General features: G+C 62.7%; 11 protein-coding genes. 6 read left to right on the top strand and 5 right to left on the bottom strand.

Features of this window, described 5'->3' with window-relative positions; all coding sequences use genetic code 11:
* Nucleotides 1–104 precede the first annotated feature (104 nt).
* Both K0S66_RS01430 and K0S66_RS01425 read right to left on the bottom strand, forming a co-directional pair.
* Nucleotides 105–545, bottom strand: coding sequence for a DNA polymerase III subunit chi (locus tag K0S66_RS01430; protein WP_301073289.1), 441 nt, complete (start codon nucleotides 543–545; stop codon nucleotides 105–107).
* 13 nt (nucleotides 546–558) lie between these two features.
* Nucleotides 559–2,013 carry a leucyl aminopeptidase gene (locus tag K0S66_RS01425; protein ID WP_301073288.1) on the bottom strand — a complete coding sequence of 485 codons (1,455 nt, stop codon included), beginning with the start codon at nucleotides 2,011–2,013 and terminating at the stop codon, nucleotides 559–561.
* Between the two features lie 146 nt (nucleotides 2,014–2,159).
* On the opposite strand from K0S66_RS01425, the gene lptD reads away from it, so the two are divergent.
* From lptD to rsmA, 4 genes are read left to right on the top strand one after another with little or no spacing between them, the layout of a single operon-like run.
* Entirely contained in the window at nucleotides 2,160–4,403 is a 2,244-nt protein-coding gene (gene lptD, locus K0S66_RS01420) for an LPS assembly protein LptD (protein WP_301073287.1), read from the top strand.
* Between the two features lie 47 nt (nucleotides 4,404–4,450).
* Entirely contained in the window at nucleotides 4,451–5,845 is a 1,395-nt protein-coding gene (locus K0S66_RS01415; protein ID WP_301073286.1) for a peptidylprolyl isomerase, read from the top strand.
* A gap of 1 nt (nucleotide 5,846) precedes the next feature.
* Entirely contained in the window at nucleotides 5,847–6,851 is a 1,005-nt protein-coding gene (gene pdxA / locus K0S66_RS01410; protein WP_301073349.1) for a 4-hydroxythreonine-4-phosphate dehydrogenase PdxA, read from the top strand.
* Complete coding sequence (gene rsmA / locus K0S66_RS01405) at nucleotides 6,848–7,663, top strand: 16S rRNA (adenine(1518)-N(6)/adenine(1519)-N(6))-dimethyltransferase RsmA (RefSeq protein WP_301073285.1); 816 nt, start codon at nucleotides 6,848–6,850, stop codon at nucleotides 7,661–7,663. The genes pdxA and rsmA overlap by 4 nt, the downstream gene beginning before the upstream one ends.
* A 20-nt stretch (nucleotides 7,664–7,683) precedes the next feature.
* Here the strand turns inward: rsmA and K0S66_RS01400 are convergent, their stop codons facing one another.
* From K0S66_RS01400 to guaB, 3 genes are read right to left on the bottom strand one after another with little or no spacing between them, the layout of a single operon-like run.
* Nucleotides 7,684–8,184, bottom strand: a complete 501-nt coding sequence (locus K0S66_RS01400) for a hypothetical protein (RefSeq protein ID WP_301073348.1) — start codon at nucleotides 8,182–8,184, stop codon at nucleotides 7,684–7,686.
* 33 nt (nucleotides 8,185–8,217) lie between these two features.
* Nucleotides 8,218–9,390 carry an RsmB/NOP family class I SAM-dependent RNA methyltransferase gene (locus tag K0S66_RS01395; protein WP_301073283.1) on the bottom strand — a complete coding sequence of 391 codons (1,173 nt, stop codon included), beginning with the start codon at nucleotides 9,388–9,390 and terminating at the stop codon, nucleotides 8,218–8,220.
* A gap of 6 nt (nucleotides 9,391–9,396) precedes the next feature.
* Nucleotides 9,397–10,854, bottom strand: coding sequence for an IMP dehydrogenase (guaB, locus tag K0S66_RS01390; protein WP_301073347.1), 1,458 nt, complete (start codon nucleotides 10,852–10,854; stop codon nucleotides 9,397–9,399).
* 122 nt (nucleotides 10,855–10,976) lie between these two features.
* Here guaB and K0S66_RS01385 point away from each other — a divergent pair, with 122 nt between their 5' ends.
* Entirely contained in the window at nucleotides 10,977–11,960 is a 984-nt protein-coding gene (locus K0S66_RS01385; RefSeq protein ID WP_301073282.1) for an SPFH domain-containing protein, read from the top strand.
* The gene (locus K0S66_RS01380) at nucleotides 11,957–12,406 is read left to right on the top strand and encodes an NfeD family protein (RefSeq protein WP_301073281.1); all 450 of its coding nucleotides are present in this window, start codon (nucleotides 11,957–11,959) and stop codon (nucleotides 12,404–12,406) included. The genes K0S66_RS01385 and K0S66_RS01380 overlap by 4 nt, the downstream gene beginning before the upstream one ends.
* Nucleotides 12,407–12,414 lie beyond the last annotated feature (8 nt).

Here is a 12,414-nt window from a genome sequence, read left to right as displayed (position 1 = left end):
TGTGCGGAAACAGCGGCGCCGTTAGCCGCGAGCGGCGCCCAGCGCAACTGTTCGGATAAGCGAGCGCAGCGGGCATGGCCAGTGGGTTCGTTGCAAGTGACCGCTCAGGCTGCTTGCTCCCAGCGGCCTGCCTCATTCTGCTTCCAGTAGCGCCGCTCAACGCACTCGCGCTCGTTCAGCGTCCGCCAAGCGTGACGCGCCTCAACGATGTGCTCTTCATCGAAGAAGTGAAAGGCGCGCTGGAAATCCAGCGCATCCTCCCGCCATGTGCCATCCACAAGCGCGACGTGACGAGCGCCGTTAGCGGCATTCACGTCCAGCGCGATAAGGACCGGCTGGTCGTTCTCATCCGCCGCACCAGCACATGCGTGCGGCAGGAAGCTGTCTGCAGAGTATTCCCACAAAAAACGATCGATCGCCGCCTGCTGCGTTTGATCCCCAGCAACAATGAGTAGCCGGGCGCCGCTCTCAAGCACGCGCTCCGCGATCCGCGGCAGCGCGCGCTCAAGCGGCATGCTGGTCAGATGATAGAAGTCGACCTGCACTGCGGAGTGACCATCAATTCTCGAAGTTCTGAGCGACGAACGTGTCGAGCAGGCGCACACCGAAGCCAGTGGCCCCCTTGCCCCATGTTGGGCCATCCTTTTCCGACCAGACCATGCCGGCGATGTCGAGATGCGCCCAGCGCACGCCGTCCTCGACGAAGCGCTTGATGAACTGGGCTGCCGTGATCGAGCCGCCGCCGCGTGGCCCAACGTTCTTCATGTCGGCAATCGCGCTGTCGATCAGCTTGTCATAAGCAGGCCCCATCGGGAACCGCCACAAGGCATCGCCGCTCGCCTTGCTTGCGGATAACAGCTCATCTGCCAGCCCATCATCATTCGCGAACAGGCCGCCCTGCTCATTGCCGAGGCTGATGATCATTGCACCGGTCAGCGTCGCGAGATCGACGATCGTTTTCACATTATGCGTGCGCTGGACCCAGGTGATGCAATCGCAAAGGACTAGACGACCCTCTGCATCGGTGTTGATGACCTCGATCGTCTGGCCGGACATGGAGGTGACCACGTCGCCCGGACGTTGCGCGTTGCCGTCTGGCATGTTCTCCACCAGACCCATCACACCGAGGACGTTTGCTTTCGCCTTACGCAGCGCAAGCGTCTTCATCGCACCCGCGACAGCGCCTGCGCCGCCCATGTCCCACTTCATGTCCTCCATGCCCGCCGCCGGTTTGATGGAGATACCCCCTGTATCGAAGGTCACGCCCTTGCCCACCAGCGCGACAGCAGGATCACCCTCACCGGCGCCGTTCCAGCGAAGCACAAGCAGTCGCGCCTCTCGCCGCGAGCCCTGAGACACACCCAGGAGAGCACCCATTCCCAGATCCCGCATCGCCTGCTCATCCAGCACCGATACCTCGATGCCGAGGCCATCCACTTCCTTCGTCACCAGCTCAACGAAGCTTTCCGGATACAGGATATTCGGGGGTAGAGTGACCAGCGCCTTGGTCAATGCCAGACCTTGGGTCACCGCATCGCGGTTCGTCCAGGCTGCCTCCGTTCCGGCGGGCGCGCCGACGATCGTGAGGTTGGCCAGAGAAGGCTTTGCGTCATCAGTTAGCTTCGTACGATAGACATCGTACCGCCATGCTCGCTGCGCCGCGCCCGCAGCAAAGCGCGCAGCCGCCACGTCCGTGCTCCCCGACAGATCCGCCGTCACTTCTGTAACGCCGGACGTCAGCAGGCGGGCCGTCAGAGCGCCGCCCGCCCGCTCATAACCCGCGTCGTCGCCATCGCCCACGCCCAGCAACAGCACGCGGCCGGACTCGACATACGCCTCCGCGGCCGTGCCTGCCTCGCCCTTGAAGCGTTGTCCGGCCGCGGCAGCGGCGATGATTCCGTTCGTTGCCGCGTCCATGCCCGCTGGTGCGATCGTGCCGGCTTCGTCCTTTCGCACGGGAAACGCTAGGACCGGCGATGCCGCGGGACGGGAATCGGCGAAGGTGACGTTCATGGCTCTTCCTCTTGTTTCGTGACGCAGATAGGGATTGACCAGGACGCTGGCAAAGCGTTGCAGCCGCTCGCACACGGTGCGATAGGAATTTCGACCGACGCCTCGATGGGCTTCGGAAAGGGGTTTCCAGCTTTGCGAGTAACCGAGTGACGCGTCTCGACCTTTTGGCCAGTTGCGCGTTTTCGCTGGTCCTGTTCGCTGGTGCTGCCAGCGCTCAGGACTTGCAGGATCGCACCGTCCCGCCTCCGGTGCCGGAGGCCAGCGCGCCGGCGCAGCCCGCGGGCGACGATGAGGTGAATTTCAGCGCCGGATCGCTCGAATATGATTATGAAGCGGACATCGTCACTGCGCTGACCGACGTGCGCATGTTCCGCGCGGGGCAGCGGCTGCGAGCCGACAAGGTTGTCTGGAACAGGAAATCCGGACAGGTTGTGGCTACCGGCAATATCGCTGTGACCAGTCCCGAAGGCGACACCGCGTACGGCGACTCGATCGAATTGACCGATTCGCTGAAGGACGGCGTAGTCGACAACATGCTGGTCGTACTGGAACGTGGCGGTCGGCTTGCAGCGGAACGCGGCACTCGCGAGGAGAACGGCACGATCTCTCTCGATCGCGCAGCCTATACGGCCTGTTCGGTGGTCAGTTCAGAGGGATGTCCGAAGGAACCGACCTGGAAGGTGACGGCCGTACGCGTCACGTACCGTCCGGACCGTGAGCGCGTTTACTACGTCGGTGCTCAGGTTCACCTGTTCGGCCTCCCGTCGATCCCCTTACCTAGATTCTCCCACCCGGTCGGTGAGGAAACGGCCAGCGGGCTGCTTTCCCCATCGATCCGCTATGACCGGGTGAATGGCCTGGAAGTCGCGACGCCATATCTTTTCCGACTTGCACCTAACCGCAAGCTGACTGTCACGCCGCACGTCTATTCGGCGGTGCTGCCGATGATGCAGGCGAACTACGAACATCTCGACGAACTCGGCGCCTTCAGCGTAACCGGGTATGCCACTGCCAGTCGGCGTAGTGACGATCTGGCAAGCGGCTTCTCCTCCTCCACGGAACAAGCCTTCCGCGGCTATCTCGACGGCGTGGGCCGGTTCCAGTTTGACGAAAAGTGGAGCCTTTCCGGATCGCTTCGGCTCGCCACCGACCGGACGTTCTTGCGACGGTACGATATTTCGAACGCGGATCGCCTGCGCACCACCGCTGCGCTGGAGCGCATCGACCAGGACAGCTACTTCTCGCTCGCGGGCTGGGCCACGCAGACGCTTCGTGTTGGCGAACGCCAGAGCATGCAACCGGTGGCACTGCCGGAGATTGATTATCGCCGCCGGCTTCAGGAAAATGTCCTGGGCGGCACCGTTCAGTTGCACCTGAATACGCTCGCGATCGGCCGTAAGGCGGGGCAAGATACCCAACGCGCTTTTGCAAGCGCCCGATGGGATCTGCGGCGGCTGACGACTTGGGGGCAGGAAGTTACCTTTACGGCCTTCGCGCGCGGAGACGCTTATAATACCAGCGATGCCGCGGCGACCCGGATCGTGAGCTACCGGGGCCTGGACGGTTTCCACACGCGCGCCATCGGCGCCCTTGCGGTCGATGTTCGTTGGCCGTTCGTTGGTGCGATCGGAAACGGCACTCAGCGTATTTCACCGCGTCTCCAGATCGTCGCGTCGCCGAAGATCGAGAACCTCGACATCCCCAACGAAGACGCTCGGTCGATTGACCTTGAAGATTCGAACCTCTTCGCACTGAACCGCTTCAACGGCTATGATCGCTGGGAGGATTCGACGCGCGCAACATACGGCTTCGAATATGCGCTCGATCTTCCCGGGTTCAGCGCAACTGCCAATATCGGGCAGAGCTATCGGTTGTCGGACAGGCCGGCGATCTTCCCCTCCGGAACCGGGCTAAGTGATCGCTTCTCCGACATCGTGGGCCGCACCACGCTGCGTTTCCGCGACTTCGTATCTTTTACCCACCGCTACCGCGTCGATAAGGACAGCCTCGCGGTACGCAGGAACGAGATTGATGCCACAGTCGGCTCGCGCTCGACCTATCTGCTCGTCGGTTATTTGAAGCTCAATCGTGACATCGACGAGTTGGAGGACCTGCAGGACCGTGAAGAAATTCGCGTAGGCGGCCGTGTTCAATTCGCCCGCTTCTGGTCGGCGTTCGCTTCAGGTTTGATCGACCTAACCGATCGCAGAGACGACGTTTTCTCCCTCGCCGATGGATTCGATCCCATTCGACACCGGCTCGGTGTTCAGTATGAAGACGATTGCCTCACCCTTGGGCTAACGTGGCGCCGGGACTATCGGACGACCGGCGACGCTCGGCGCGGGAGCAGCTATCTCTTGACGCTGGCATTCAAGAACCTCGGACGCTAAGCCACGGTTCAGCTACGTATATGCATGTGCCTGCTGGGCACCATGGCGTGCAAGATGGGATTCCGGAACGAGTGACGACGATGGGCAACAAGGCGGCACGACTCGGCCGGCTCGCAGGCTTGGCTTTGGCTGTCGCCGCGGCAGGAGCTGCAACGGGCCAGCAGACCGGAACAACGGTCGAAGATCAGGCTGTTCCGGAGACGGGCCTGAACATTCCGCAGAACCTGCAGATCTTCGGCAATGTCGATCCGAACGTCCGCAAGGCGACGGCCATCGTGAACGACAACGTGCTCACTCGGACTGACGTTGATCAGCGCGTGGCACTGATCCGGGCGGCGAACAACGTGGATCTCAGCGCAGAGGACCTCGACCGCCTGCGCCTTCAGGTGCTCCGCCAGTTGATCGACGAAGTGCTACAGATTCAGCAGGCGAAGACGGCAGACATCACCGTCACCGACGATGAACTGAACCAGAGCTTCGCCCGCGTTGCTCAGAACTTCAATCGCACGCCTGATCAGTTCCGTGAATTCCTGCGTCAGCAGGGCTCCTCCGAACGCTCGATCAAGCGACAGATCGAAGGCGAACTTGCTTGGCAGCGTTATCTGCGTCGACGCGTCGAGCCATACGTCAACGTTGGCGAGGAAGAAGTGAAGGCGATCCTTGACCGCTTGGAAGCGGCAAAGGGCACCGACGAATACCATCTTAACGAGATCTACCTGTCGGCAACGCCCGACCGTACGGAACAGGTGTACGGGGCAGCGAGGCAACTGATCGGGGAGATCCAAAAGGGCCAAGCTCCTTTCGGCTACTTTGCTCGTAACTTCTCCGAAGCGTCCACGCGTGGTGTGAACGGCGACCTCGGCTGGGTGCGCGCGGCGCAGCTCCCGCCGGAATTGTCGGAAGCGGCTAGCCAGATGCAAGTTGGTCAGGTCGTTGGCCCGGTGGCCGTTCCGGGCGGCTTTTCGATCCTCTACCTGGTCGACAAGCGGCAGGTGTTGATGGCCAACGCGCGTGATGCGCGGCTCAGCCTGAAGCAGATGACGATCAAGTTCCCGCCGGGCACGACGCAGGCGCAGGCCAGCCAGCGCACGGCGAACTTCGCCGGTACGATCCGCCAGTTGCAGGGGTGCGGTTCGGTGGAAAAGGTAGCCGCCACGATCAACGCCGAGGTCGTTCAGAACGATTCGATCCGCATTCGCGATCTACCGGCACCGTTGCAGGACATCATGGTTAATCTTCAGGTCGGACAGGCAACGCCGCCATTCGGCAATCCTGAGGAAGGTGTTCGTACGCTGGTTCTCTGCGGCCGCGACGACAGCGCGTCTGCACAGCTTCCGGGTTCGGAGCAGATCCAGACCCAGTTGGAGCAGCAACGCGTCAATCTGCGGGCGCAGCAGGCGCTTCGCGACCTTCGTCGTGACGCCATCGTGGAGTATCGCTGACATCGCGAGCCTAGCACCACTCGCCGTTTCCATGGGCGACCCGGCGGGCGTCGGGCCAGAGGTGATTGCCAAGGCCTGGTCCGCGCGCTCGGCCGCCGCTTTGCCGCCGTTCTTTGCGGTCGGGGATGCCCGGGCGATTGAACGCGTATGGACCGGTCCGATCGCCAAGATCGGTGATCTGCGTGAGGCATCTGCCGTGTTTGATGACGCGCTTCCCGTCCTGACGGTTGAGGATGCCGGTGAGATCACACCGGGAGAACCCGATGCAGATGGCGCACGATGCGCCCTGCACTCACTGGAACTCGCCGTCGGTCTGGCGCGGTCAGGGGCAGCCCGGGCTTTGGTCACCGGCCCCGTATCCAAGGCTCAATTATACGACATCGGCTTTTCTCATCCTGGCCAGACCGAATTTGTCGCTGAGCGTTTCGGCGTTGCACCGGAGAACGCGGTCATGATGCTGGCGGGGCCGTCGTTGCGTGTTGTTCCCATGACGACCCATGTCGCGTTGGCTGACGTACCTGGTCTGTTGTCCATCGATCTGATCATCTCAAAGGCGCGCGCTACCGCTAGGGGCCTGCGCCGCAACTTTGGAATCGAAAATCCGCGCCTAGCCTTCGCGGGGCTGAACCCGCATGCGGGGGAATCGGGCGCGTTGGGTCGCGAGGAAATCGACGTGATCGCACCCGCGGTGGCACTATTGCGCGAAGAAGGGATCGATGCCGTCGGCCCCTTTGCCGCGGACACCATGTTCCACGATCGCGCGCGGACCCACTATGACGCAGCGCTATGTTGCTACCACGATCAGGCGCTCATCCCCTTGAAGGCGCTCCATTTTGATGATGGCGTCAACATCACCTTGGGTCTTCCCGTTGTCCGCACATCACCTGACCATGGAACCGCCTTCTCACTCGCGGGTCAAAACCAGGCCGAACCAGGCGCCATGATCGCTGCAATCGTCATGGCGGCAGAGGCTGCGGCCCACCGGGCTGCCTGCCCTAACCTATGACCGATCTACCGCCGCTGCGCGACGTGATCGCGCGGCATGGGCTTAGCGCCTCCAAGGCCTTGGGCCAGAATTTCCTCTTCGACGCGCAGCTTCTGGCACGTATCGCACGCATCCCCGGCGATCTTGACGGGGCTGAGGTATTGGAAGTCGGGCCTGGTCCCGGTGGGCTGACCCGCGCATTACTGCAAGCCGGCGCAAAGGTGACGGCGATCGAGCGGGACCGTCGGTGCATTCCTGCTCTTGAAGAACTGGGCGAGGCATTTCCTGGCCAGTTATCCGTCATTGAAGGCGACGCACTGGCAATCGATCCGCAGCCCCTGTTCGCGGGGAAGCCACACATCGTTGCCAACCTTCCCTACAATGTCGGGACGGCGTTGCTGATCGGCTGGCTGTCTTCGCCCTGGCTGCCATGGTGGCAATCACTCACGCTCATGTTTCAGCGCGAGGTTGCTGACCGGATCGTGGCCGCACCAGGATCTGACGCCTATGGGCGGCTGGCCGTCCTCGCGCAGTGGCGTAGCATGCCGCGGATCGCGATGCCGGTGCATCGATCCGCTTTCACGCCGCCGCCGAAGGTAATGTCCGCGGTCGTTCACATTGTGCCGGATGAAGCACCCGAGAATGTTGAACTGCGGCGGCTGCAGGCTTTGACCGCAGCCGCCTTTGGCCAGCGTCGGAAGATGCTGCGCCAGACCCTGCGCAGCCTTCCAGGCGCGCTAGAGGCTTTGGAAGCTGAGGGAATAGAAGCTACTCGGCGAGCCGAAACGATCAGCGTCTCAGAGTTCGTCGCGGTCGCGCGAAGGTTGAGCTAGCCCCCGCTGAGCGCAGCCGCTCAGTTCTTGGTGCTGGCTTTCACCGGTACGGTGCTAGCCGTCGTCACCGGGGGACCCTTGGCAATTACACTGGCGAGCGCGTTGGCCTGCGGGCACGCGGTTTTGCATAGCGTTCGGACACGCGCGAGATTGGCCTTGGCGCGTTCCACTGCACCCTTCGCAACCAGCGCTTCACCCTGGCCCTGCAGGGCATTCACGTCGTTCGGCTCCAGCAACAGCGCTTCGCGGTATAGCCTGATCGCCTTCCCCGGCAGCCCGCGCGCTTTGGACAGTTCAGCAAGCTCGATAAAACCTTGGCGGTTACGCGGATCGACGACGACTGCTGTCTCGATCAGATCTATCGCGCCATCAACGTTGCCAGCCGCCCGCGCCGCCCTGCCCTGCTCCAGCAACGCCAGTGACTTGGCGTCGATCTGGTCGTCTGGGCGCGCACCTTGCAGCGACGTCGAGATCGAAACCAGCGCAAGAGCGGCTGCGACGGCGACGGACGTGTAACGCATCAGGGGCTCCAGCTTCGGCACGACGTCAACGAGTTAGCATGGCGCTATCAGGCGCGCGACGAAAAAACCGTCCGTGCCATCGCGGAAGGGGGTCAGGCGAACGCCCCGACCGTGAGGTGCGCCGAACGGAAGATCCAGCGGCGCCGCAACCCATCCGGTGTGACGCCGTAGAAATCCCTCGATTTGGTCCCCACCCTCTTCGTTGAGGAGGGAGCAGACGACATATACCAGGGCACCGCCAGGCCGAACGAGCGCTTCGGCAAGATCGAGAACATGGGCCTGAGTCTCCATCAGCCGTGTGAGCCGGTCCGGCGTCAGGCGCCAGCGCGCCTCAGGGTTGCGACGCCATGTGCCCGTCCCGGAACAAGGTGCGTCAACAAAGACCACGTCGGCCGCACGCTGCAGGTCAGGGATAGCCTCCAGTTCGCGCCCGGGATTGAGCAGGCGGGTTTCGACGATGGGAAGTTCAGCACGCGCAGCGCGCGGAGCTAGCCGCGACAGACGTGACCGGTCGACATCGCAGGCAATTATCCGCCCTTGACCTTTCATCGCATCACCAAGCGCCAGCGTCTTGCCGCCGGCGCCGGCGCAGAGATCAACGACGATCATGCCGGGCGACGCATGCGCTGCGAGGGATACGGTCTGGCTACCGGCGTCCTGCACCTCAATCGCCCCGCCGAGCGGAGCTACGTCTGTACCGGCGGGCAAACGCAGGCCTGCGGGAAGCCCAGCAATCGGCTGCGCTTCCGGTAGTTGGCGACGCACCAGGTCCTGGTCCACATCGGCTCTCACGCGGATATCAAGAGGCGCTCGCTCGATCAGCGACGGCCATTCGCCGGCCGTAATTCCAGCGCTGCCCAGTGCTTCGCCAATCCAGGCCGGTACCGTCCCCGGGATTGCAATCGGCTCGTCTGCTGACAACGCGGAGGGGCCATGAGGCGAACCGTCGAAGGTCGCAGCAAGATGCTCATCCTCGCTTGCGAGTAGATGCATTGCCGCGCGCCCGCTCGCGGGGCGCTCACCACAGCGCCGGATTGCCGCGTAGACCAGCTCTCGGACGGCGCGGCGATCCTTCGAGCCGGCGTAGCGGCGCGTCGCGAAGTACCGTGCAATCAGCGTGTCCGCGGCAGCGCCGCCTTCCCGCGCCGCAGCGATGATTGCATCCAGCAGCTCGATCGCCGCCTGTGTTCGTGCACCCGGGGTCACGAGTGGTCAGCGCGTCGGATAATTTGGCGCTTCGCGGGTGATTGTCACGTCGTGGACATGACTTTCCTTCAGCCCCGCGCCGGTGATCCGGACAAAGTTGGCGCGTTCACGCAGGTCAGCGATAGTGGCAGCGCCGGTGTAACCCATCGCTGCCTTGATCCCGCCAACCAGTTGGTGGATCACGTCCCGAGCTGGCCCTTTGAAGGGGACCTGACCCTCGATCCCTTCCGGCACCAGCTTCAGCTGATCTTTGATGTCGCCCTGGAAATAGCGGTCCGCAGACCCTCGGCCCATGGCGCCAACGCTGCCCATGCCCCGGTAGGATTTGTAGGCCCGGCCTTGATAGAGGAACGTGTCACCAGGTGCCTCTTCTGTCCCCGCGAGGAGCGATCCGACCATGCAGGTCGCAGCTCCAGCAGCCAATGCCTTCGCCAGATCACCCGATGTCCGCAGACCCCCGTCGGCGATCACCGGCACGCCGGTACCGCGCGCGGCTTCGGCACAATCCATGACTGCCGTCAGCTGCGGCACGCCGACGCCGGCGACCACCCGCGTGGTGCAGATCGAACCTGGGCCAATGCCTACCTTGATCCCGTCGGCACCCGCATCGATCAGCGCACGAGTCGCCTCGGCCGTGGCAACGTTGCCCGCGACCACCTGGACGGAGTTGGACAGCTTCTTCACCCGCTCGACGGCGCGGGCGACGTCCCGGTTGTGCCCGTGTGCGGTATCAATGACTACGAGGTCGCATTCCGCATCGACCAGGGCCTCCGTACGCTCAAAGCCCTTGTCGCCCACCGTTGTCGCAGCGGCAACACGGAGCCTGCCTGCACCATCCTTGGTCGCATCGGGATAGGTGACCGCCTTCTCGATATCCTTGACTGTGATGAGGCCCACACAACGATAAGCGTCGTCGACTACGATCAGTTTTTCGATCCGACGCTGATGGAGCAGGCGGCGAGCCTCCTCCTGCCCAACACCGACACGCACGGTCGCGAGGTTCTCGCGAGTCATCAGTTCGGACACAGGCTGCATCGGATTTTCAGCGAATCGAACATCGCGATTGGTCAGGATGCCGACCAACCGGCCATTCGACTCCACCACGGGAATGCCGCTGATCCGGTTCTGGGCCATTAGCGCCTGCGCGTCCGCCAGGGTCGCCCCGGGACTGATGGTGATCGGATTGACTACCATGCCGCTTTCGAAGCGCTTCACTTGACGAACCGCCGCAACCTGCTCTTCAATCGTCAGATTGCGATGCAACACCCCCATGCCGCCAAGCTGCGCCATGACGATCGCCATGTCTGCTTCGGTCACCGTGTCCATCGCGGACGAGAGGATCGGGATGTTAAGCGCGATATCGCGGGTCACCCGGGTGCGGGTGTCTGCTCCACTTGGCAACACCTCGGAAGCGCCGGGGACGAGCAGTACGTCGTCAAAGGTGAGACCGAGCCGAATATCCATGAGGTGCCGTTTCCGTTGCGCGGGGAGGTGGCGGGCCATGTAACCGCGCGGGCGCCAATCCGCTAGGCCCCCCCGACGCCGACTGCTAGACTGGCGGTCGAAAAGCGAGAGGATCGACACGAATGGCACTTCTCACCGCGGCGCTCATCCTGGTCCTGATCCTCATGTATCTGATGATCAGCATCAAGATCGTACGTCAGGGCTTCCAATATACGATCGAGCATTTTGGCCGGTACACGACCACGGCCGCGCCCGGCTTCAATTTCTATCCAGCCTTCTTCTATCGCGTGGGGCGTCGCGTGAACATGATGGAGCAGGTCATCGACATCCCGGGGCAGGAGATCATCACCAAGGACAATGCGATGATCTCCACCGACGGCGTGGTCTTCTTCCAGGTTCTGGACGCAGCCAAGGCGGCGTATGAAGTATCGGACATGCACATGGCGCTGCTACAGCTGACCACGACGAACCTTCGCACCGTGATGGGATCGATGGATCTGGATGAAACGCTGTCAAAGCGCGACGAGATCAACGCGCGACTCCTCGCCGTGGTCGATCATGCCACGACGCCATGGGGCGTGAAGATCACCCGGGTTGAGATCAAGGATATCCGTCCACCGGCTGATATCGTGAATGCGATGGGACGGCAGATGAAGGCCGAGCGTGAGAAGCGGGCCAACATCCTTGAAGCGGAGGGGATGCGCGCTTCGGAGATCTTGCGCGCCGAGGGCCAGAAGCAGGCCCGCATCCTTGAGGCAGAAGGCCGGCGCGAGGCAGCGTTCCGCGAAGCGGAAGCTCGCGAACGCGGGGCCGAGGCGGAGGCGAAAGCAACGCAGGTTGTCTCTGATGCGATCGCGCAGGGAGGCACGCAGAGCCTCAACTACTTCATCGCGCAAAAATATGTCGAAGCAGTCGGTAAGTTTGCCACCAGCCCGAATGCCAAGACGATCCTGTTTCCGGTCGAAGCAACTCAACTGGTCGGCACGCTCGGCGGAATCGGAGAACTGGCGAAAGCCGCTTTGGCAGAAGCAGGCGCCTCTTCAGCATCGCCATCCGCCACCGCGTTGCAGAAAGTGCCGCAAATGCGTGAGCGCGGAGCGGAATGATGCTGGATGTCATCGTCTCCAACATGGCGCTGACATGGCTGATAACGGCCGTTGCGCTGGGGATTGCAGAACTACTCATCCCTGGCGTCTTTCTGATCTTTGTCGCGATCGCCGCCGCGGTGCTTGCCGCCGTAACCTTCGCCTTTCCGGATCTCCCGCTCGCGGTCCAGCTGGCGGTATTCGGAGCATGGAGCGTCATGACCGTAATGATCGGGCAGAGCTGGTATCGCGACTATCCGGTGCATACCAGCGACCCCATGCTCAACGACCGAGCCGCGCGGCTGGTCGGGGAGCAGGTGGTGGTCACAACCCCGATTGTCGCCGGTCGCGGACGGATCAGGATCGGAGATGGCGAATGGCCTGCCACAGGGCCAGATACTCCGGAGGGCACCACGGTGCGCATCGTCAAGTTCGATGGCGTGACGGCGGTGGTTGAACGAACCTGACGCCAAGA

The sequence above is a fragment of the Sphingomonas sp. genome (genome assembly GCF_029239295.1).
Classification (GTDB): Bacteria; Pseudomonadota; Alphaproteobacteria; order Sphingomonadales; family Sphingomonadaceae; genus Sphingomonas.
Note: the sequence above shows the minus strand (reverse complement) of the source record. Positions and strands in the feature narration are given on the sequence as shown.